The following is a 22233-nucleotide window of genomic DNA, read 5'->3' as shown; positions in this document are numbered from 1 at the left end:
TGCCGGATGGCGACGCGGGCGTCTTATCCGGCCTACAGATCAGGTGTCGCTGTCAGCTACGTTTACTCAGGATCTCTTTTTCATAGACGCGAACGCTGTCCAGCCACTGGCTGCCAGCCGGCGTGTCGTGACGCTGGCAATACATTTCCCAGACGGCCTGCCACGGCAGAGATTTTTGCTCTTCCAGCAGCGCCAGACGCGCGGTGTAATCGCCGCTGGCTTCAAGCTGACGCAGTTGATCTGTGGGTTCCAGCAGAGCGCGCAGCAGCGCTTTTTTCATGTTGCGGGTACCGATAACCCACGCGGCGACACGGTTGATAGAGGCGTCGAAGAAATCCAGACCGATATGCACACGGTCGAACAGGTTATGACGGACGATCTCGCTGGCAATTGCCTGGGTTTCATCGTCCAGGAGCACCACGTGGTCGCTATCCCAGCGTACCGGGCGGCTGACGTGCAGCAGCAGCCGTGGCACGTAGAGCATGGCGGCGGAAATTTTGTCGGAAATCACTTCAGTGGGATGGAAGTGGCCCGCATCCAGGCACAGCGCGGTCTGACGGCTGGTGGCGTAGCCCATGTAGAACTCATTGGAGCCGACGGTGTAGCTTTCCGCGCCGATGCCAAACAGTTTGCTCTCAACGGCGTCGATGTGGTGCGCCGGGTCGAATTTCTCGCTAATGACCTCATCCAGCGCTTCCAGCAGGCGCTGGCGCGGGGCTAAACGGTCGACGGTAATGTCTTTCATGCCGTCCGGGATCCAGATGTTCATCACCGACGGCGTACCGAGCTGCTCACCAAAGTATGCCGAGACGCGGCGGCTGGCTTTGCAGTGATCGATCCAGAATTGGCGAATTTTCGCGTCTGGATGAGAGAGGGTAAAACCGTCAGCGCTCAGTGGATGAGAAAAACAGGTGGGGTTGAAATCCAGCCCCAGCCGGTTCGCTTTCGCCCACTCCACCCAGTTTTTAAAATGCTCCGGTTTGATCTGGTCGCGAGCAACCGGCGTATCCGACTCAAGGTAAATGGCGTGCAGGTTCAGCCGTTTTGGGCCTGGGATCAGACGCAGCGCCTGTTCCAGATCGGCGCGCAGTTCGGTGGCGTTACGCGCTTTGCCCGGATAGTTGCCGGTCGACTGAATTCCGCCCGTCAACGAACCTTCCGGGTTCTCGAATCCGGCAACATCGTCGCCCTGCCAGCAGTGCATGGAAACCGGCAGGCGATCGAGCTGGCGCAGCGCCTCCTCGACATCAATACCTACTGCGGCGAAACGTTGTTTTGCCAGTTCCCAGGCTTGTTCCAGTTGAGTGGTCATGCGCAAAGCTCCTTTGTCTGTCGTTTGGGTTGAAACTGCGCAACGTGGCGGGCAATTTCACTATCAGGATTAGGGATATAGGTTGTCAGGTCGTAGTTAGCGCTGACGACCTGACGGAAGTTATCGACGTTGTTTAATTCGTCGAGGGTCATAAGCTGAATACCAATATTGCCAAGGGTGGAGGCTTCAACCGGCCCGGCCATCACGCGAATACCACATGCATCGGCGCACAACTGGTTGAGTAGCGCGTTTTGGCATCCGCCGCCGACAATATGCAGTTGGGTAAATTTTTCGCCGCGCAGATTTGCCAGTTCGTGCAGAATGTCGGCATACAACAGCGCCAGACTGTCGAAAATGCAGCGCGCCAGTTCGGCATCGCTGACGGGAACGGGCTGGTCGGTCTCGCGACAGGCGGCCTGGATTTCAGCGCGCATATCGTCAGGATTGATAAAGCGATCGTCATTCGGGTTAATCAGGAAACGGCAGGCCGGCAGCGCTTCTGTTTGGGCGATAAGCGCAGGCAGATCGGTAATGCTCCGTTCTTTCAGCACACGCTGGAGCAGCCACAAACCCATAATGTTTTTCAGTACCCGATATCGCCCTTCCGCGCCGCCTTCGTTGGTGATATTGGCAGCCAGCGCCTCGTCAGTGGTGTAGGGCATTTTGCTTTCAAAACCCATCAACGACCAGGTGCCTGAAGACAGGTAAGCGCTATGTTTATTTGCCAGCGGAGAGGCAATAACGGCGCTGGCGGTATCGTGGCTGGCGACGGCTACCACCGGAATACGGTTGCCCTGCGGGCAAATCCAGTCGCCGATAACATTGCCAGGGTGCGAGGGGCGACCGAACCAGCTCTTTTTCGCGCCGGTCCACGCCAGCAGAGTATCGTCCCAGTCATCGGTATTGATATTGACCAACTGGGTGGTCGTGGCGTTGGTGTATTCCCAGTTCATTTCACCGGTCAGGCGGTAGCTGAAATAATCGGGCATCAGCAGCGCATGAGCGACCTGCGCCGTTAACTCAGGCTGTTGTTTCGTCAGCGCGCGTAGCTGATAGATGGTGTTAAACGGCAGAAACTGAATCCCGCTGCGGCGATAGATTTCGCTTTTGCCGATCTGGACCAGCGCTTGCGGCATGATGCCCGTGGTACGGTTATCGCGGTAGGAGACCGGCAGGCCGACACGCTGGCCTTGTTTATCCAGCAGGACATAATCGACGCCCCAGGTGTCGATGCCGATGCTGTCGATAAGAATGCCTTCATTGCAGACTTTCTTCAGACCAAGACGGATATCCTTTTCCAGACTGTCGATGTCCCAGGTGTCAAACCCGTCTGTTTTTTGTAGGCAGTTCACAAAACGGTGAATTTCACGTAGCGTCAGGGTACGGTGTTTGCTGTCGTAACGCGCCAGCATCACGCGCCCGCTGGATGCGCCGAGATCAACCGCGACACAATGGCGAAAAGTCATAATCAGGTCCTTCTTAGAGTCATTGCGCACAGTCTAAAAAAGCCCTCAAAGACCTACCTTCTCGTTACTGACAGGAAAATGAGCCGCTGGCAACAAGGCAAAGATGAACGTGATAGCGTTCACAGTTTCTACTAATAGGCCGGTGTGATGTCGTCCGCATTTCCCGCTTTTTCCCGCCTTTTCTTGAAAAAAAGACCATGTTTGCGCGCTTTAGCGTCAAAAATTTAAGGTGAGGCCGATAACCCTTAATTACTATTCGGACATGTTGAATTCAGGAGGAAGCAACCATGACCGTACTGCATAGCGTGGATTTTTTTCCATCAGGTAAAGCGCCCGTGGCGATTGAACCTCGTCTGCCGCAAGCCGCTTTCCCTGAACATCATCATGATTTTCATGAAATCGTGATTGTGGAACACGGTACGGGCATTCATGTATTCAACGGGCAGCCGTATACCATCAGCGGCGGTACCGTGTGTTTTGTTCGCGATCACGACCGGCATTTATATGAACATACCGACAACCTATGCCTGACGAATGTACTGTGGCGTTCACCGGACGCCTTCCAGTTCCTGGCGGGGTTGGATCAATTGCTGCCGCAGGAGCAGGATGGTTACTATCCTTCTCACTGGCGGGTGAATCAGAGCGCGTTGCAGCAGGTGCGCCAGTTGGTCGGTCTGATGGAGCGCGCCGGAGACGGCATGGATGCGCCTGCCGTGGCGAATCGCGAAATTTTGTTTATGCAACTACTGGTGTTGTTACGCCGCAGTAGCCTGATGGAAGGCGCGACCAATAACGACGCCAAACTCAACCAACTGATGGCATGGCTGGAAGACCATTTTGCGGAGGAGGTCTGCTGGGAGGCGGTAGCTGAACAGTTTTCGCTGTCGCTACGCACGCTGCATCGTCAGCTTAAACAGCATACCGGGCTGACGCCGCAACGTTACCTTAATCGCCTGCGTTTGATCAAAGCCCGGCATTTATTGCGCCATAGCGATCATAGCGTGACAGAAATCGCGTACCGCTGCGGTTTTGGCGACAGTAACCACTTTTCGACTCTGTTTCGCCGAGAATTTAACTGGTCGCCGCGGGATATCCGTCAGGGACGCGATGCGATAATCCAGTAACGCGAACGCTATCAACGTTTTCGTCGCCAATATGCTGATAATTATACCCTTTAATACCGGATGGCGGCTGCGCCTTACCTGGCCTACGGCGGCGAGCGGTAGACAGAATAAGCGTAGCGCCATCCGGCAAGCATTCAACATGAGGTGCTGCGGTGGCAAATCAGTTAATCCTTTTGAAAAAAGATTTTTTTACTGATGAGCAGCAGGCCGTTACGGTTGCCGATCGCTATCCACAGGATGTTTTTGCGGAACATACGCATGAGTTTTGTGAACTGGTGATGGTCTGGCGGGGCAATGGCCTACACGTTCTTAATGAGCGCCCATACAGAATTACCCGCGGCGATCTGTTTTACATTCGTGCTGAAGACAAACACTCCTATACTTCCGTTAACGATCTGGTGCTGCAAAATATTATTTACTGCCCGGAGCGTTTGAAACTCAATGTAAACTGGCAGGCGATGATTCCCGGCTTTCAGGGAGCGCAGTGGCATCCTCACTGGCGGCTGGGCAGTATGGGAATGAATCAGGCGCGGCAGGTCATTAACCAGCTTGAACATGAGAGTAATGGACGCGATCCGCTGGCGAATGAGATGGCGGAATTGCTGTTTGGTCAACTGGTGATGACGTTAAAACGGCATCGCTACGCGACCGACGATCTTCCGGCAACCTCCCGAGAAACCCTGTTGGATAAATTAATTACCGCTTTGGCTAATAGCCTTGAGCGTCCCTTTGCGCTGGATGCGTTTTGCCAGCAGGAACAATGCAGCGAACGGGTGCTGCGGCAGCAGTTTCGCGCCCAAACCGGGATGACGATTAATCAATATTTACGCCAGGTCCGTATTTGCCACGCGCAGTATCTGCTTCAGCATAGCCCGCTGATGATTAGCGAGATTTCGATGCAGTGCGGTTTTGAAGATAGTAATTATTTTTCAGTGGTGTTCACGCGGGAAACCGGGATGACGCCGAGCCAATGGCGTCATCTCAGTAATCAAAGCGATTAACTGGCCATGCCTAAACCGACAATATTCGCCGCGATAATAATTACCACGCAGCCGAGGCTTAATACGGCAACGGGACGGCGGCCAGCATTTTTCCACTCTTTTAGCACCAGACCGACAAGCCCCCCGCACAGCACATAGAAGCTCATGTGCAGCATCCAGCTCATGTAGTCATATTGCGCGGGAATGCGCGCGTGACCCCAGGCATAGAAAAAGAACTGTAAATACCACATCAGACCGCCAAGCGCGGACAGCAGAATATTGCTGATAATCAACGGTCTTGCCAGCGAGAAGTCGGCTTTTATTGACAGATTTTGCACTTTTGCCAGGCGGATAAAACAGAAACCGAGGTTCACCAGCGCGCCGCCGCCCATAATCACCACGTAACTCGGCAGCGCGACATAGAGCGGGTCAACGCCAAGCGCGGCAGCAGCTTCATGCATCGGTTTCGCGGCGTTCATGGCAAAAGACATCCCCGCCGAGAAAATACCGCACATCACTGCCAGCAGAAGCCCTTTCTTCAGATTGAACTCCTCCGCTTTAATGCCCATTTTGCGTTCTTTTAACTGTCCGGCGCGCGTCACAATCCCGACGCCGATCAGCGCGACAAAAACGCCAAGTAGCGTCATGCGTCCCCCTTCGGTATGGATTAACACATCGAAGTTACCGTTGATGATAGGCGTCATCAGCGTGCCGACGATAAGCGTAATGCCGATAGCGATGCCGATACCCATCGACATCCCGAGATAACGCATGGTCAGACCGTAATTAATATTGCCGATGCCCCACATGGCGCCGAACAGAAAAACCGGTAAAAGGGTGGAGAGGTTAAACTGCCCATAATAGGCCCAGAAATCAGGCAGTAACAGAGCGCTAATTGTCCACGGCAGAATAAGCCATGAGACGATGCCGCCCACTGACCACATGGTTTCCCATGACCACTGTTTCACTTGCTTGAACGGGGCATAGAAGCAGGCTGCACTGGCCGCCCCTATCAAATGCCAGAAAATACCCATCGTAATCGCGTTACTCATGACATGTTCCTCATTATTTTTTATGGACGGGATACCCCTTCCGTTTGCATGAGTTTAAAAATTACGCAGCCCGGTAACCTTATAACGATTGCCGCCGTTGGGTGTATTCTGGCAATCAGCACGTTAATGAAGTGATTAACTTCACGTTTTAAAAAAGTCGGAGCGCATCGTGACCGTCTGGATGTTATTTAAATCAGTGGGTAATATTTGTTTTCTAAAATACCTTCATCATAACGACACGAAACGACTTAGCTGGCAACAATGCAAAGAAAACGCTGCGTGAGATCACATAATGGGAATAGTCTGACTTACCGTTTGATAAAAGGGTAGTTATACAGTAATTATTTAATTGTTTTATTTGTATTTACAATTTAAATATATTGAAATTAACGTTAGGAATCAATGAAATATAAATATAAGGAAATCCCTATATTGGCGTTGTTGATGGTGTTTTGATTTTTATTTTATATGACGAATATGAATTTCATTTATTTTATTTTGCTTTTTGAACATTATCCCAATTTTAAATTAAAGATCTTTGTCTATATTGTCGCCATTCACATTGCGTATTATGGTTGTAATGGTCTGACATGAAACAACGTTTTAATTTTAAATTAAATGGATTCTGTTATGAGAAAATCTCTTTTCTTACTATTACCTCTTGTTGTAACAAATGCGCATGCAGTATATGTCGATGTTCGTCATGAATATCTTGATGACAGTAAAGCTAACTATGACCGTGCGTATATTTCTCATCGGTTTGCGAATGGTGTTGGTTTTGCGATAGAAGCTATCTCAAAATCAGGCGGGGATGACACCAATAAAGCGTTTAATGACCTGGAAACACAGGGTAACGAATATACGATAAGCTACCAATTTAAAACCGGTGATGTCGCCTGGCAACCGGGTTTCGTGCTGGAAACAGGCAACGGTTACTCTACCTATAAGCCTTACTTCCGCGCGACGTGGACATTAAATGAAAGCTGGTGGGTTGGCGCGCGCTATCGTTTTGAATATGTACGCCGTTCTTCTGATATCCGTGATGATGATACTATCAATCGTATGGATGTCTGGGCGGGTTATAAATGGAACAACTTTGACTGGACAATCGAAGGAATTTATAAGAAAGCTGATAAATATGATCTTTACGATGGCGGCAAAGATAACTATGAATATAACTTCAGAACTGCCTATATTATTGATCAATGGTCGCCATTCGTTGAGGTAGGTAATGTTTCCGTCAATAGCAACAGCGATGAAAGACAAACCCGTTTCCGCGTGGGTATAGGCTACACATTCTAATCATTATCCCTGTTTATTATTTATTCCCTTTTCCGGCTACTTTATAGGTAGCCGGTTTTTTTTACCTGGTGATGACCTGCGGATAATTATTATCATGCGTTGGCCGGATAAGACGCGAATCGCCATCCGGCAACGAGATATGCAGGAAACTATGCGCTTACATGATGCCCAGTAGACGGGGTAAGAACAGTGTGATTTCCGGAATGTAGGTAATTAATAACAGAACGCCGATAATCGCGCCGTAAAAAGGCAGCAACGGTTTAATCACTTCCTCAACTTTGACCTTACCGACGCTCGCCCCGACATATAAACCACTGCCAACTGGCGGCGTAATGGTGCCAATCGCCAGGTTATAGATCATGATAATGCCGAAATGCACCGGATCGACGCCCAGTTTAGCCATGATCGGCAGCAGAATCGGGGTAAAAATCAGAATGGCCGGACCGATATCCATAAATGCGCCGATAATCAACAAAAAGACGGTAATGACTAACAGGATAACCAGTTTATTGGCGGAAATACCGAGGATCATATCGCTCAGCGCCGCAGGAATATTGGTGATCGACATCGAGAAGGACATCGCCGAAGAGGTTGCCAGCAGGAACATGATGACCCCGGTCATTACCACTGTCTGGAGCAAAATCGAAGGCAAATCCTTAATTTTCAGCGTGCGGTAAAACACCATCGTCAGCAATAACGTATACACCACGGCAATCGCGGAGGCTTCAATGGCGGTGAAAACCCCCTGCACAATGCCGCCGACGATAATCACGATCAGCAGCAGGCTGGGAATGGCCTCAACGGCAACTTTTAGCGCCATGCCTTTTTGGACGGTGAAGAAAACCCGATAATTTCGACGCTTAGCGACCACCAGCGTGACCAGCATACAGCCAACGCCCCACAGCACTCCCGCGACCAGACCGCCGGCGAACAGAGCGGCAATCGATGTTCCCCCGCTTGCCAGCGCATAAAGGATAAAAGCCGTGGTGGGCGGAATTAACATTCCCGTCGGCGCGGAGGCGATATTCACCGCGGCCGCAAAGCCGCGATCGTAACCTTCGCGCGCGCTCATCGGCACCATCACGCCGCCGATGGAGGTTGAGGCGGCAATTGCCGATCCGGAAATTGCACCAAACATCATATTGCCGACGATGTTGGTGTAAGAGAGCGAGCCGGGCAGTTTGCCAGTAAACAGTTTGGCAAAATTGACCAGCCGGGCGGCAATTCCCCCGCTATTCATGATCACCCCGGACAAAACGAAGAACGGCACGGCCAGCAAGGCAAAACTGTCCAGGCTGGAGAACATTTTTTGCGCGGTGGCGAACATCGAAATATCGAAAGGCAGTACCAGCATCATGGTGCTGAAAGAGGCGATAACGATGCAGATCCCGATAGGCGCGCCCATGGCCAGTAAAACAACAAAGACGGCAATTAGCGTACAGGACGCAAAAATAGGGTCAATCATGTGATTTCTCCAGAGTGTGCTCAGTGGTATCCGTGGCGGAATGGATAGCTTTCAGGGCGTCAACGATATTCAGCAGCCCATAGAGGATGATCAGTACGCCCGCGCAGGGGAGCGCGTAATAAATTTTTCCCATCGGAATGCCCAGCGCAGGGGAGATTTGCAGCATAGAAATCGCAGAAATCTTTAAGCCGCCGATAATCAATACCCAAATGGAAAACGCGATAAAAATGACCTGCAGAATAATATCCCACCAGCCGCGAATCGTCGGCGACACCTTATCCAGTAAGAGAGTCAGGCTGATATGCTGTTTCTGACCGGCGACAAAAGCCATGCCCAGCATTGATACCCACACCAGGAGAAATCGCAGCATCTCTTCGGTAAGGGTGCTGGGAACGCCCAGAATGTAGCGGCTCACCACCTGCCAGCAGGCGATGCCAACCATTATCGCCAGCACCAGGCAACAGATAGCGCCCAGCAATAAATCAAGTCCTTTTCTGAATGTGTTCATCTTAATTTCCTGATTAGATTAATTTTTTGCTGTCTGGATACGTTGATACAGCCCGTAAAGCCGTGGTTTGTTTTTCAGACCGTCGTAAATAGGCTGTACTGCCTTCTGGAAGGGTTTTTTGTCGATCTCGTAGAATTCAACGTTGAAATCTTTTACCGCCGCCAGCCTGGTTTTCTCTATTTCCTTGTCCCATGCGGCTTTCTCAAATTCGATCGACGCCTTGATGGCGGCTTCGACGATGCGCTGCTGTTCCGGCGTCAGCTTTTCCAGCGTGAGGGTACTCATTAGCAGGATATCGGGAATGCGGGTGTGCATATCGTAGGTGTAATAACGGGCGACTTCGCCGTGGCGGGCGATGGTGAGAGCGAACTCATTGTTTTCCGCGCCGTCGAGAATGCCTTGTTGTAACGAGGTATAGACCTCCGCCTGGCTCATGGCGATGGGCGAAGCGCCCAGCAGTTTGAGAGTTTGGATCGCCGTCTCACTCTGCATGACGCGGATCTTCTTCCCGCGTAAATCCTCAATGCGTTTAACCGGCGCTTTGCTCATATAAAAATTACGCGCGCCGGAATCATACCAGCCTACGCCGACAAACCCCTGCGCGGCGGTGGACTGATAAACAGGCTCCATCACCTGTGGGTTATCCATTACGCGGTAGTATTCATCGACGGTGGCAAACAGGTAGGGAAGTGAGAACACGCCGTACTCAGGCGAAAAACTCTCCATCAGCCCGGACGACACTTTAGTGATGTCGACGACGCCGACCTGCGTCAACTCCACCAGTTCGCGCTCTCCGCCAAGCTGTCCGTCCGGGAAGTACTGTACTTTGATATCGCCGCCCGTTTTCTCTTCCACTTGCTGCCCCAGGAAGTGCAACGCATCTTTTACCGGCTGGCTATTTTCAGCGTAGGCCAGGCGCAAAATGGTTTCGCCGTGGGAGAAGAAAGAGAGTGTGGAGAGTAAGGCCAGCGTAGCCAGACGTATAAAACCAGGTTGCTTCATAATTCCCTCGCAATTGTAATAATTTACCGGGAATGTAATTGCATGGTGAAATTATAACCTTCTTGATTTTGCCACCGCTGACAAAATTTGGCACCAAAAGAAAGATTTTGAAACCCTGTTTCACATTTCATGATTTCCAGGAATTCATCAACAGGCGGTTTCGGTTGGAGGCGTAAAAATCGGTTTTTTTCAGCGGATGCCGTAACGTTTATAACCCTGTAAAAAGTACGGCATTGATAATCATTTTCAATATCATTTAATTAACTATAATGAACCAACTGCTTACGCGGCGTTAACACTGTGCCGCTCGACAATAATGGAGATGATTATGAGTTATACACTGCCATCCCTGCCGTACGCTTATGATGCACTGGAACCGCACTTCGATAAGCAGACGATGGAGATTCACCACACCAAACACCATCAAACCTATGTCAACAACGCTAACGCGGCGCTGGAAAACCTGCCTGAGTTTGCTAACCTGCCGGTTGAAGAACTGATTACTAAACTGGATCAGGTGCCAGCGGACAAAAAAACCGTGCTGCGTAACAACGCGGGCGGCCACGCTAACCACAGCCTGTTCTGGAAAGGACTGAAAAAAGGCACCACTCTGCAGGGCGATCTGAAAGCGGCTATCGAGCGTGACTTCGGTTCCGTTGACAACTTCAAAGCTGAATTCGAAAAAGCAGCAGCAACCCGTTTCGGCTCCGGCTGGGCGTGGCTGGTGCTGAAAGGCGACAAACTGGCTGTGGTTTCTACCGCAAACCAGGATTCCCCGCTGATGGGTGAAGCCATTTCCGGCGCTTCCGGCTTCCCGATCCTGGGTCTGGACGTGTGGGAACACGCTTACTATCTGAAATTCCAGAACCGCCGCCCGGACTACATCAAAGAGTTCTGGAACGTGGTGAACTGGGACGAAGCAGCAGCGCGTTTCGCCGCTAAAAAATAATTTGCATTGCACGTCTGTAGAAGCGAGTCTGATGACTCGCTTTTTTTGTATCCGCGTAAGGAGCAGCAGATGCATTATCCGGTTGACGTGTTTATTGGCAAAATTCGTGACTATGACGGCAGCCGCCCGAGCGCTATCGCCAAGGTGCAAATCGACGGCGAACTCATGCTGACCGAGCTCGGTCTGGCAGGCGATCAGCAGGCCGAAAAGAAAATCCACGGCGGCCCCGACCGCGCGCTATGCCATTACCCCCGCGAACACTATGCTGATTGGATTCGCCAGTTCCCCGAGCAGGCGACGCTGTTTTGCGCCCCGGCGTTTGGCGAGAATCTGTCGACGAACGGAATGACCGAACACAACGTGTTTATTGGCGACATCTACCGCTGGGGCGAGGCGTTGATCCAGGTCACTCAGCCGCGCTCTCCATGCTTTAAACTTAATTTCCACTTTGCCATCAGCGACATGGCCCTCCTTATGCAGAACAGCGGAAAAACCGGCTGGCTGTATCGGGTCATTGCGCCAGGTAAGGTCTCCAGCGATGCGCCGCTGGAACTTGCGTCACGTCTGAGCGATGTCTCGGTTCATGAAGCGGGTGTTATCGCCTGGTCTATGCCGTTTGATGACGAACAATATCACCGGCTGTTGAGCGCCGCCGGGCTGTCGGCGAGCTGGAGCCGCACCATGCAGAAGCGTCGTTTGAGCGGCAAAATTGAAGATAGCGCCAGACGACTGTGGGGGGATAAAACTCCGCCAAAATGAAAGGAAGGATTATGACTGAAGCTGAAAATGCGGTGGCGATCGTAAAAGAATTTTTGGTGGCCTCGATGATTCCCGATGCTGAACGCGCCGCAACGTATATGCACCCGGAGGTGAAAATTACCTTCACCGGAGGCCGGGCAATGGCTGGCGCGGCAGATATCGCGCAGTTTAACGGCGCTCGCTACAAGTGGGTGAAGAAGGCGCTGGGCGAGTTTGATGCGGTGCAGCATGATCATTACGTTGTGATTTATTCCAACGGTACGCTGTATGGGGAATGGCCCGACGGTCGCCCGTTTGCCGGTAATCGCTTTATCGATCGTTTCGAAGTGCGCGATGGCAAAATTACCCGGATGGACGTGTGGAATGACAGCGCCGAGTGGATTTTAGCGCCGGAAATCTCCCGATAGCGCGGTACGTAGGCCGGATAAGCGTAGCGCCGTCAGGCAGTCAGGTGTACATTGCCGGATGACGGCGTTTGCCTTATTCCGCTGGTAACCTATTAATTATTCACAAAAGATATGTAAATTATGGACGCACATATTCTCGAAGCTTGTACGGAAGAAGTTAAGCACATCTTATTCGAAGAGTATCACCTCAAATCTATCGAGGAGCTTTGGGAGCGGTCTCTGGATGAGGATTTTTTAGCTGAGTTGTATCAACAGTTTAAGTTCATAACGGAAAAGTATGGCGTGAATGGTGATGAATTGGACAGCATCCTCGATACGCTTTAAATGGTTAAGGCTCGGTAAGAGAAAGTATTACCGAGCCATGAATAACATTAGGTTCGCTTGTACAGCGGTAGCCACAGCGTGAGCCGCAACCCGCCCAGCGGGCTATCGTCAGCCTTCACCCAGCCGCGGTGCTGCTGCATGGCGCTTTCGACAATCGCCAGCCCCAGCCCGGTGCCGCCAGACTCGCGGTCGCGCGCCTCATCAGTGCGATAGAACGGACGGAAGATCTGCTCGCGGTCTTCAGGGCTGACGCCCGGCCCGTCGTCATCGACCGTGATCGTAATACCGTCTTTATCCACCGAGAAGCCGACTTCAATCTTCGTATGTGAATAGCGCAGCGCATTACGAACTATATTTTCCAGCGCGCTTTCCAGCGCGTTTGGGTTGCCATAGAGCGGCCACGGCCCCGGCGGATAATTTACCGTTAACGACTTGCCCATCTGTTCGGCTTCAAAGGCGGCGTTATCCAGCACTTCGCCCCATAGCTGATTGGCTTTCATCGTTTCGCTGACCAGCGCATTTTTCTGTTGGTTACGCGACATCACCAGCAGGTCATTGATCATGCTGTCCAGACGCTGCGCTTCGGTTTCAATACGCTCCAGCTCTTTGCTTTCGCCGCCACGACGACGCAGCAGCGCGGTACCCAGTTGCAGGCGCGTAAGGGGCGTTCGCAGCTCATGGGAGATGTCTGACAGCAAACGCTGCTGCGAGGTCATCATCCGTTCCAGCGCCGTCACCATCTGGTTAAAACTGGCGCCAGCGGCGAGGAACTCCTGCGGACCCGCCTCCAGCTCCGGATGCTGACGCAGGTTGCCTTGCGCCACTTCATCAGCCGCGTTTTTCAACTTACGCGCCGGTTTCGCCAGACTCCATGCCAGCCATAGCAAGAGCGGCGAACTGACCAGCATCGTGACAATGAGCAACAGAAGCGGGCGGTCAAACAGCAGATTAATAAAATCGGATTGCGAACTGCTGGCCGGCCGAATCAGGTAAAGCTGGTAATTATCCTCTCCGTCGCGAACGGAGAACGGCCCCACCATCTCTACGCGGCCATATTTTTTCTTCTGCGGATGATCGGCGTTATCCGCCTGACCAATGAAGTTACGAATGATCTGCATTTCGCTGCGTTCAGCGCCGATCACGCGTCCTTCAGAGGTCACCAGTAATAACCGCTGTCCAGGCGGCGCCCACTTATCGATCGCGCGGAACAGGCGACGCCACCACATCAGGTCGTTGGGCGGATCGTTCGCAAGTTCAGCTTCTACATGTTGCTCTATCATCAATCCCTGGCGCTGTTCGCTGTCCAGCAGCTCGGTCATCTGGCGTGAATCGAGCTTGGGCAACATCAGTACCAGCATTAGCACCAGCGCCAGCGTCAACCAGAAGATGGCGAAGATGCGCGCGGTTAAACTTCCTATCATGAAGCGGAAACCATCAGATAGCCGCGACCACGCAATGTTTTAAACCACGGGTGACCGTCTTTGCGTTCCGGCAGTTTGCGGCGCAGGTTAGAAATATGCATATCAATGGCGCGATCGAACGGCGTCAGGCGCTTACCCAGCACTTCCTGGCTTAAATGTTCACGGGAAACCACCTGGCCGAGGTGTTGCGCCAGCAAATAGAGCAGGGTGAATTCCGTACCGGTCAGCTCCAGCGTTTGGCCATCGAAACTGGCTTCCTGGCGGCCCGGATTAAGGCTTAGCGCATCGACTTCCAGCGTCGGCGAGCCGTTGTCGCTGCTCTGCTGCTGCTCGCTCCAGTGGGAACGGCGCAAAATAGCCCTGATGCGCGCTACCAGCTCGCGGTCGTTAAATGGTTTGGGTAAATAGTCGTCCGCGCCCAGCTCAAGGCCGAGAACGCGATCCAGCTCGCTGCCGCGCGCGGTCAGCATAATGACAGGCGTCTGGTGTGTCTGGCGAAGCGCTTTCAACGTATCGATACCGTTTTTCTTCGGCATCATGACGTCAAGCAAAAGTAAATCGATGCTGTCATCCAAAAGCTCAAGCGCCTGCTCGCCGTCGTGGGCCACCAGGACATTAAAACCTTCCATTTCGAGGAGCTCTTTTAACAGGGAAGTCAGCTCTCGGTCATCATCAACTAACAGGATTTTATTCATTGTTTACGTACCTCCGAGGCAGAAATTACGTCATCAGGCGTCGCTAATCCATGACTTTACGTTGTTTTACACCCCCTGACGCATGTTTGCAGCCCGAATCGTAAACTGTCTCTCGTTGAATCGCGACAGAAAAGATTTTGGGAGCAAGCGATGCGCAAAGTTACCGCTGCTGTTATGGCCTCAACGCTGGCATTCAGTTTTTTAAGCCACGCAGCTGAAGTTGTTACAAGCGATAACTGGCACCCCGGTGACGGGGCCACGCAGCGTAGCGCGCAAAATCATATGTTTGACGGCATAAGTTTAACCGAACATCAGCGTCAGCAGATGCGAGATCTTATGCAACAGGCAAGGCACGAACAGCCTCCTGTTAATGTTAGCGAAATGGAGACAATGCATCGGCTTGTCACCGCAGAAAAATTTGATGAAAGCGCTGTGCGCGCTCAGGCAGAAAAAATGGCGCAAGAGCAGGTTGCCCGCCAGGTCGAAATGGCCCGCGTGCGTAACCAGATGTATCGCCTGTTAACGCCGGAGCAGCAAGCGGTTTTGAATGAAAAGCATCAGCAACGAATGGAGCAACTGCGCGACGTGGCGCAATGGCAAAAAAGTTCATCGTTGAAATTATTGAGTAGTAGCAACTCACGTTCCCAGTAACAACCCTGTTTTCCTTGCCATAGACACCATCCCTGTCTTCCCCCACATGATGTGGGGGTTTTTTTTATCTCCAGTTTGTCATTCTGTTATTAGCTTACTGTTTTAAACCATCCGTTATACTACCGGCAGAAGATAGCGGGAGTATTTATGAATCAAACCTATGGACGGCTGGTTAGCCGGGCGGCTATCGCGGCAACGGCGATGGCATCAGCGTTACTTTTGATCAAAATTTTTGCGTGGTGGTATACGGGATCGGTGAGTATTCTGGCGGCGTTGGTGGACTCGCTGGTGGATATTGCCGCGTCATTGACGAATTTGTTGGTCGTGCGTTATTCGCTGCAACCCGCAGATGATGAACACACGTTTGGGCACGGTAAAGCGGAGTCGCTGGCGGCGCTGGCGCAAAGTATGTTTATTTCCGGTTCGGCGTTGTTTCTGTTTTTGACCAGTATCCAGAATCTGATTAAGCCGACGCCAATGAACGACCCCGGCGTGGGGATTGGCGTTACCGTCATCGCTCTGATATGCACTATTATACTGGTCACGTTTCAGCGCTGGGTGGTACGCAAGACCCAAAGTCAGGCGGTACGGGCGGATATGCTTCATTATCAGTCTGATGTTATGATGAACGGAGCGATTCTTATCGCGCTTGGGTTATCCTGGTACGGTTGGCATCGTGCGGATGCCCTGTTTGCGTTAGGTATCGGCATCTATATTTTGTATAGCGCGTTGCGTATGGGGTATGAGGCGGTGCAGTCATTATTGGATCGCGCGCTGCCCGATGCGGAACGACAGGAAATTATTGATATCGTGACGTCATGGCCGGGAGTCAGCGGCGCGCACGATCTCCGCACGCGGCAGTCAGGGCCGACTCGCTTTATTCAGATTCATTTGGAAATGGAAGATAATCTGCCGCTCGTTCAGGCGCATTTTGTGGCTGACCAGGTAGAGCAGGCGATTTTGCGGCGTTTTCCGGGTTCAGATGTCATTATTCATCAGGATCCCTGTTCAGTCGTCCCCAGGGAAGGCAGGAAGTTCGAGCTTGTATAATTGATTGTTAAAAAGTGAGCCAGGCCAGCATTTTGTGTATAAATTACCGCCATTTGGCCTGACCTGAATCAATTCAGCAGGAAGGGATTGTTATACTATCTGTATATTCGTTGGATCGTTTCGAAGTGCGAAATCGGCTTCCGGCAATAGATTTCATTTTGCATTCCAAAGTTCAGAGGTAGTCATGATTAAGAAAATCGGTGTGTTGACAAGCGGCGGTGATGCGCCGGGCATGAACGCGGCAATCCGCGGTGTTGTGCGCGCAGCGTTGACGGAAGGGCTGGAAGTCATGGGCATTTATGACGGCTATCTGGGCCTGTATGAAGATCGTATGGTGCAGCTTGACCGTTACAGCGTATCTGACATGATCAACCGTGGCGGTACTTTCCTCGGTTCCGCCCGTTTCCCGGAATTCCGTGACGAAAATATTCGCGCTGTCGCGATCGAAAACCTGAAAAAACGCGGTATCGATGCGCTGGTAGTTATTGGCGGCGACGGTTCTTATATGGGTGCAAAACGTCTGACTGAAATGGGCTTCCCGTGCATCGGTCTGCCAGGCACTATCGATAACGACATCAAAGGCACCGACTACACTATCGGCTACTTCACTGCTCTCGGCACTGTCGTGGAAGCGATTGACCGTCTGCGTGACACCTCCTCTTCTCACCAGCGTATCTCTATCGTTGAGGTGATGGGCCGTTATTGCGGCGACCTGACGTTGGCGGCGGCTATTGCTGGCGGCTGTGAGTTTATCGTGGTGCCGGAAGTTGAATTTAATCGCGAAGATCTGGTGGCGGAAATCAAAGCCGGGATCGCGAAAGGGAAAAAACACGCTATCGTCGCTATCACCGAACATATGTGTGATGTTGACGAGCTGGCGCACTTTATTGAAAAAGAAACGGGCCGTGAAACGCGTGCGACGGTGCTCGGCCACATTCAGCGCGGTGGTTCCCCGGTACCTTACGATCGCATTCTGGCTTCCCGTATGGGCGCGTATGCTATTGACCTGCTGCTGGAAGGCCATGGCGGTCGTTGTGTCGGTATCCAGAACGAGCAGCTTGTTCATCATGACATCATCGATGCGATTGAAAACATGAAGCGTCCGTTCAAAAGCGACTGGATGGAGTGCGCGAAAAAACTGTACTGATTGTTTTTGCGCGCCTGATGGCGCTACGCTTATCAGGCCTACAGGTTGCAGAAACGTGTAGGCCGGATTAGGCGCTAGCCGCCATCCGGCAATCCCTCAGATTTATTCCTCGAAGTTATAGCCAATCTTTTTTTATTCTTTAATGTTTGGATCGCTTTCTGGCACGCTTTGCTCATCACAACACAACATAAGCGAGTCGGGCGATGAAAAAGTGGGGCGTGGGATTCACATTATTGCTGGCGTCAACCAGCATTCTGGCAAAGGATATTCAGTTACTTAACGTATCGTACGATCCAACGCGTGAGCTGTACGAGCAGTACAACAAAGCGTTTAGCGCGCACTGGAAGCAGGAAACCGGCGACAACGTCGTGATCCGCCAATCGCACGGCGGTTCGGGTAAACAGGCGACTTCCGTTATTAACGGTATTGAAGCCGATGTCGTGACGCTGGCGCTGGCTTACGATGTGGACGCTATTGCGGAACGTGGTCGTATCGATAAAAACTGGATTAAGCGTCTGCCGGATAACTCAGCACCTTACACCTCCACCATCGTTTTCCTGGTCCGCAAAGGCAATCCAAAACAAATTCATGACTGGAACGATCTGATTAAACCCGGTGTGTCGGTGATTACGCCAAACCCGAAAAGCTCTGGCGGCGCACGCTGGAACTATCTGGCGGCATGGGGCTACGCCCTGCACCACAACAATAACGATCAGGCCAAAGCGCAGGATTTTGTCAAAGCCCTGTTTAAAAACGTTGAAGTGCTGGACTCCGGCGCGCGCGGCTCAACCAATACTTTCGTTGAACGCGGTATCGGTGATGTGCTGATTGCCTGGGAAAACGAAGCGCTGCTGGCGACGAATGAACTGGGTAAAGATAAATTCGAGATAGTGACCCCGAGTGAATCTATTCTCGCAGAGCCGACCGTTTCCGTGGTCGACAAAGTGGTGGAAAAGAAAGACACCAAAGCGGTAGCGGAAGCGTATCTCAAGTATCTCTACTCGCCGGAAGGGCAGGAGATAGCAGCGAAAAACTTCTACCGTCCGCGCGATGCTGACGTGGCGAAAAAATACGACGATGCGTTTCCGAAGCTGAAGCTGTTCACCATTGACGAGGTGTTTGGCGGCTGGGCGAAGGCGCAAAAAGATCACTTCGCTAATGGCGGTACGTTCGACCAAATCAGCAAACGCTAAACCGTTTATAAACCCGGTAACGTATTATGTTACCGGGTTTTTTCTTTGCCACAATTTTGCGTTACTCTTCCCCGTCTATGGGTCACAGGGAACGCATATCATGAAAAAAACAGGCTACTTTTTACTGGCGGTGATAGTGATTGTCGCCGCGGCGGGCGTCGGTTACTGGAAATTTTCCGGCAACCCTGATGCATTACGGGAAATCGTGCTTGAACAATGCCTGCCCGATCAGTTACAGCATCAAAACCCAGCGCCGTGCGCGGAAGTCAAACCTCGCGCCGGCTATGTCGTCTTTAAAGATCGTCACGGTCCGTTGCAATATTTATTGATGCCCACCTACCGTATCAACGGTACAGAAAGCCCGCTATTGCTGGAACCCGCTACGCCCAACTTTTTCTGGCTGGCCTGGCAGGCTCGCGGCTATATGAGTAAAAAATACGGGCATGATATTCCGGATAGCGCGGTCTCGCTGGCGATTAATTCGCGGCTTGGTCGTTCACAGGACCATTTGCATATCCATATTTCTTGCATCCGTCCTGACGTTCGGGAACAACTGGATAACGATCTCACGCGTATCAGCACTCGCTGGCTTCCGCTACCGGGCGACCTGATGGGGCATGAATACCTGGCGCGCCGGGTAACCGAGAGCGAACTGGCGCAGCGTAGTCCGTTTATGATGCTGGCGGAAGAGGTGCCGGAAGCGCGCGATCATATGGGACGCTATGCGCTGGCGGTGGTACGCCAAAGCGATGGCTCTTTTGTCCTGCTGGCGACCGAGCGTAATTTACTGACCTTCAATCGCGCATCGGCGGAAGAGATTCAGGACCATAGTTGCGCCATTTTGTCTTCCCGCTGATTTTCGTTACACCCCCTGCTCATTATCTTATTGATTCTTATCCCGGTTTAAAACCGGGGTAAGATCGTGTCTATAAAAATATGTGAAACCGATCAAAAGATATAAAGGTATACCTTTATATCTTTTTGAGGATGGTTACACTCTCTTCATAGCCTCCATTGCGTGTCGGACAGGCGGCTTATTTATAAAAACGTTTTTATTTCATGTAGTGACATCATTAATTGTTCACCAGATTTGCGCTGTTAAGCGTAAAGGAATATCAACATGAAACTTTCTATCGTGGAAAAAATCGGCTTCGGCGCGGGAGATATGGCGATAAACGTTGTGATTATCGCCATGCAGCTGCTCCTCGCCTATTTCTATACCGATATCTACGGCCTGAGCGCCGCTGATGTTGGCGTACTGTTTGTGGTTGTGCGGATGATTGATGCCATTATCGATCCGGCCATGGGAGTTCTGACCGATAAACTGAACACGCGCTGGGGGCGTTACCGCCCGTGGCTGCTGTGGTTTGCCATTCCTTTTGGTTTCGCCGTGTATTTGATGTTTATTACGCCTGATATGGCTTATATGGCCAAACTGGCATGGGCTTATGGCACCTATATTCTGATGACTCTGGTCTATACCGCGATCACCATTCCCTATATTTCGATGATTGGCGTCATTACCAGCGACCCCGTCGAACGGTTAAGCGCCAACGGCTATCGTTTTGTGATGACCAAGATTGCCGCTTTCCTGGTGACTATCGTCGTACCGATGCTTGCCGTCTGGCTGGGGCAGGGCAACAAGGCGCTGGGCTATCAGTTTTCGATGGGGCTGATGGGGGCGATGGGTGCGCTGCTGTTTATCTTCTGTTTTCTTACCACGCGTGAACGCAGCGAGCCGGAAATTACCTCGCTATCGGTGGGGAAACAGTTTAAATACCTGTTACGTAACGATCAGTGGATTATTCTCGGCGTTGTTATTCTGCTGCTGATGTGCGGTTATGTTATTCGCGGTTCCGTTGCCGCTTATTACGCCAAGTATTATCTGAACGGCGGAGATAGCCTGATTTCACCCTTCCTGACTACCGGCGTCGTTGCCTCTATTTTAGCGATGATCGCTACCACCTGGATAACCAAGTTCTGGGACAAAATTAAGATGTTCCGCTACACCCAGATTATTACCTTTATCCTGAGCGCGCTGATGTATTTCTCCGTCGGGCGTGAAAATCTTATCCTGGCGTTTGCGTTCTATTTTCTTATTAATTTCTTCTGCGATATGCAAATGCCGGTGTTCTGGTCCTCTATCGCCGAAGCGGTGGATTACGGAGAAAAGAAAACCGGTCTGCGCGTTTCCGGGTTGGCGTTTGGCGGCATCCTCTTCTTCCAGAAGTTTGGGATGGGGATCGCGGGCGGGATACTCGGATTCCTGCTGAGCCACTTTGGCTATCAAGCCGATGTTGAACAAAGCGCGCGTTCGCTCACCGGTATTGCGCTGATGATGACGCTCATTCCGGCTCTGTTCCACCTTGCGGTTGGGCTGCTTATGAAAAAGTATCTGATTAATAATGAATATTATCGAGATATTCAGCTTGCCCTGGCGCAGAAACAGGCATAAGGAGGCGCAAATGAAGGCCATGAATAAGGTTTGGGTTATCGGCGATGCCTCCGTTGATCTGGTGCCGGAAAAACAGAACAGCTATCTGAAATGTCCCGGCGGAGCGTCGGCGAACGTGGGGGTATGCGTTGCCAGGCTGGGCGGGGAGTGCGGTTTTATCGGTTGTCTTGGTGATGATGACGCCGGTCGCTTCCTGCGCCAGGTTTTCCAGGATAACGGCGTGGATGTCTCTTCGCTGCGGCTGGATGCGGACCTGACCAGCGCGGTGCTGATTGTCAACCTGACGGCTGATGGGGAGCGCAGCTTTACCTATCTGGTGCATCCGGGGGCTGATACCTACGTTTCGCCGCAGGATTTGCCGCCGTTCAGGCAGTACGAATGGTTTTACTTCAGCTCAATTGGCCTCACCGACAGGCCCGCTCGCGAGGCGTGCCTTGAGGGAGCGAGAAGAATGCGTGAAGCGGGTGGTTACGTACTGTTTGACGTCAATCTGCGCAGCAAAATGTGGGGGAATACTGATGAAATCCCTGAACTGATCGCCCGGTCCGCCGCGCTGGCTTCTATCTGCAAAGTCTCGGCAGATGAGCTGTGCCAGCTCAGCGGGGCCAGCCACTGGCAGGATGCGCGTTATTACCTGCGCGATCTGGGCTGCGACACCACGATCATTTCGCTGGGGGCCGATGGCGCGCTGTTGATTACCGCCGAGGGGGAATTCCATTTCCCCGCACCGCGCGTCGATGTTGTTGATACCACGGGAGCCGGTGATGCTTTTGTCGGCGGCCTGCTGTTCACCCTTTCCCGCGCAAATTGCTGGAACCATGCCCTGCTGGCGGAGGCCATCAGCAATGCCAACGCCTGTGGCGCTATGGCGGTGACGGCAAAGGGCGCAATGACCGCTTTACCGTTTCCCGACCAGCTAAACACTTTTCTTTCCAGCCATTCGCTGGCACAAGCCATGACCGTGAAATAAG

The 22233-nt window shown here is 51.9% G+C and carries 22 protein-coding genes; 14 read left to right on the top strand and 8 right to left on the bottom strand.

The window, feature by feature from the left end; translation table 11 throughout:
* Positions 1 to 52: 52 nt before the first annotated feature.
* Together rhaA and rhaB are read right to left on the bottom strand one after the other, a co-directional pair.
* Positions 53 to 1312, bottom strand: a complete 1260-nt coding sequence (gene rhaA, locus ACLJPQ_RS20030; protein ID WP_000211470.1) for an L-rhamnose isomerase — start codon at positions 1310 to 1312, stop codon at positions 53 to 55.
* Entirely contained in the window at positions 1309 to 2778 is a 1470-nt protein-coding gene (gene rhaB / locus ACLJPQ_RS20025; RefSeq protein ID WP_080185077.1) for a rhamnulokinase, read from the bottom strand. The genes rhaA and rhaB overlap by 4 nt, the downstream gene beginning before the upstream one ends.
* Positions 2779 to 3065: 287 nt before the next feature.
* Here rhaB and rhaS point away from each other — a divergent pair, with 287 nt between their 5' ends.
* Positions 3066 to 3902, top strand: coding sequence for an HTH-type transcriptional activator RhaS (gene rhaS / locus ACLJPQ_RS20020; protein ID WP_000217108.1), 837 nt, complete (start codon positions 3066 to 3068; stop codon positions 3900 to 3902).
* 152 nt (positions 3903 to 4054) lie between these two features.
* On the top strand, positions 4055 to 4903 hold the full coding sequence (rhaR, locus tag ACLJPQ_RS20015) for an HTH-type transcriptional activator RhaR (protein ID WP_000013292.1): 849 nt from the start codon (positions 4055 to 4057) through the stop codon (positions 4901 to 4903).
* Here rhaR and rhaT read toward each other — a convergent pair.
* The gene (gene rhaT, locus ACLJPQ_RS20010) at positions 4900 to 5934 is read right to left on the bottom strand and encodes an L-rhamnose/proton symporter RhaT (RefSeq protein WP_000063541.1); all 1035 of its coding nucleotides are present in this window, start codon (positions 5932 to 5934) and stop codon (positions 4900 to 4902) included. The genes rhaR and rhaT overlap by 4 nt on opposite strands.
* Before the next feature lie 618 nt (positions 5935 to 6552).
* Here rhaT and ACLJPQ_RS20005 point away from each other — a divergent pair.
* Positions 6553 to 7236: an oligogalacturonate-specific porin KdgM family protein gene (locus ACLJPQ_RS20005; protein ID WP_000378721.1), complete on the top strand. Its 684-nt coding sequence runs from the start codon at positions 6553 to 6555 to the stop codon at positions 7234 to 7236.
* A gap of 157 nt (positions 7237 to 7393) precedes the next feature.
* Here ACLJPQ_RS20005 and ACLJPQ_RS20000 read toward each other — a convergent pair whose 3' ends face one another.
* Genes ACLJPQ_RS20000 through ACLJPQ_RS19990 form a run of 3 tightly spaced genes read right to left on the bottom strand, consistent with a single transcriptional unit; the run spans position 7394 to position 10211 of the window.
* The gene (locus ACLJPQ_RS20000; protein WP_000566804.1) at positions 7394 to 8701 is read right to left on the bottom strand and encodes a TRAP transporter large permease; all 1308 of its coding nucleotides are present in this window, start codon (positions 8699 to 8701) and stop codon (positions 7394 to 7396) included.
* The gene (locus tag ACLJPQ_RS19995) at positions 8694 to 9209 is read right to left on the bottom strand and encodes a TRAP transporter small permease (protein WP_001091413.1); all 516 of its coding nucleotides are present in this window, start codon (positions 9207 to 9209) and stop codon (positions 8694 to 8696) included. The genes ACLJPQ_RS20000 and ACLJPQ_RS19995 overlap by 8 nt, the downstream gene beginning before the upstream one ends.
* 18 nt (positions 9210 to 9227) lie before the next feature.
* A complete protein-coding gene (locus ACLJPQ_RS19990; RefSeq protein ID WP_000812816.1) occupies positions 9228 to 10211 on the bottom strand; it encodes a TRAP transporter substrate-binding protein in 984 nt (327 codons plus the stop codon).
* Positions 10212 to 10539: 328 nt separating this feature from the next.
* Here ACLJPQ_RS19990 and sodA point away from each other — a divergent pair, with 328 nt between their 5' ends.
* From sodA to ACLJPQ_RS19970, 4 genes are all read left to right on the top strand, one after another.
* Complete coding sequence (gene sodA / locus ACLJPQ_RS19985) at positions 10540 to 11160, top strand: superoxide dismutase [Mn] (RefSeq protein ID WP_000122634.1); 621 nt, start codon at positions 10540 to 10542, stop codon at positions 11158 to 11160.
* 69 nt (positions 11161 to 11229) lie between these two features.
* Positions 11230 to 11919: a 6-hydroxyaminopurine reductase gene (yiiM, locus tag ACLJPQ_RS19980; protein ID WP_000559229.1), complete on the top strand. Its 690-nt coding sequence runs from the start codon at positions 11230 to 11232 to the stop codon at positions 11917 to 11919.
* Between the two features lie 11 nt (positions 11920 to 11930).
* Positions 11931 to 12326: a nuclear transport factor 2 family protein gene (locus ACLJPQ_RS19975; protein WP_000133443.1), complete on the top strand. Its 396-nt coding sequence runs from the start codon at positions 11931 to 11933 to the stop codon at positions 12324 to 12326.
* 120 nt (positions 12327 to 12446) lie between these two features.
* Positions 12447 to 12650: a hypothetical protein gene (locus ACLJPQ_RS19970; protein WP_000338671.1), complete on the top strand. Its 204-nt coding sequence runs from the start codon at positions 12447 to 12449 to the stop codon at positions 12648 to 12650.
* Between the two features lie 47 nt (positions 12651 to 12697).
* Here the strand turns inward: ACLJPQ_RS19970 and cpxA are convergent, their stop codons facing one another.
* The gene (cpxA, locus tag ACLJPQ_RS19965; RefSeq protein WP_000580402.1) at positions 12698 to 14071 is read right to left on the bottom strand and encodes an envelope stress sensor histidine kinase CpxA; all 1374 of its coding nucleotides are present in this window, start codon (positions 14069 to 14071) and stop codon (positions 12698 to 12700) included.
* Positions 14068 to 14766: an envelope stress response regulator transcription factor CpxR gene (gene cpxR / locus ACLJPQ_RS19960; RefSeq protein WP_001033731.1), complete on the bottom strand. Its 699-nt coding sequence runs from the start codon at positions 14764 to 14766 to the stop codon at positions 14068 to 14070. The genes cpxA and cpxR overlap by 4 nt, the downstream gene beginning before the upstream one ends.
* A 150-nt stretch (positions 14767 to 14916) precedes the next feature.
* Here cpxR and cpxP point away from each other — a divergent pair, with 150 nt between their 5' ends.
* The 7 genes from cpxP (at position 14917) to ACLJPQ_RS19925 (ending at position 22232) form a co-directional block, all read left to right on the top strand.
* Positions 14917 to 15417, top strand: a complete 501-nt coding sequence (gene cpxP, locus ACLJPQ_RS19955) for a cell-envelope stress modulator CpxP (protein WP_001233463.1) — start codon at positions 14917 to 14919, stop codon at positions 15415 to 15417.
* Positions 15418 to 15564: 147 nt separating this feature from the next.
* Positions 15565 to 16467 carry a CDF family cation-efflux transporter FieF gene (gene fieF, locus ACLJPQ_RS19950; RefSeq protein WP_001077321.1) on the top strand — a complete coding sequence of 301 codons (903 nt, stop codon included), beginning with the start codon at positions 15565 to 15567 and terminating at the stop codon, positions 16465 to 16467.
* A 184-nt stretch (positions 16468 to 16651) separates the two neighbouring features.
* The gene (gene pfkA / locus ACLJPQ_RS19945; RefSeq protein ID WP_000591793.1) at positions 16652 to 17614 is read left to right on the top strand and encodes a 6-phosphofructokinase; all 963 of its coding nucleotides are present in this window, start codon (positions 16652 to 16654) and stop codon (positions 17612 to 17614) included.
* A 203-nt stretch (positions 17615 to 17817) separates the two neighbouring features.
* Entirely contained in the window at positions 17818 to 18807 is a 990-nt protein-coding gene (locus tag ACLJPQ_RS19940) for a sulfate ABC transporter substrate-binding protein (protein ID WP_000758711.1), read from the top strand.
* A gap of 100 nt (positions 18808 to 18907) precedes the next feature.
* A complete protein-coding gene (locus tag ACLJPQ_RS19935) occupies positions 18908 to 19663 on the top strand; it encodes a CDP-diacylglycerol diphosphatase (RefSeq protein ID WP_000750756.1) in 756 nt (251 codons plus the stop codon).
* A gap of 264 nt (positions 19664 to 19927) precedes the next feature.
* Positions 19928 to 21262 (top strand): MFS transporter, encoded by a 1335-nt coding sequence (locus tag ACLJPQ_RS19930; protein WP_000777314.1) that lies wholly within the window; start codon positions 19928 to 19930, stop codon positions 21260 to 21262.
* Positions 21263 to 21272: 10 nt separating this feature from the next.
* Positions 21273 to 22232: an aminoimidazole riboside kinase gene (locus ACLJPQ_RS19925; RefSeq protein WP_023216597.1), complete on the top strand. Its 960-nt coding sequence runs from the start codon at positions 21273 to 21275 to the stop codon at positions 22230 to 22232.
* Position 22233 lies beyond the last annotated feature (1 nt).

This window comes from Salmonella sp. SAL04213 (assembly GCF_046550535.1).
GTDB classification, from domain to species: Bacteria; Pseudomonadota; Gammaproteobacteria; order Enterobacterales; family Enterobacteriaceae; genus Salmonella; species Salmonella enterica.
The sequence above is the reverse complement of the archived record's forward strand: the minus strand, read 5'-3'. Positions and strand labels throughout refer to the sequence as shown.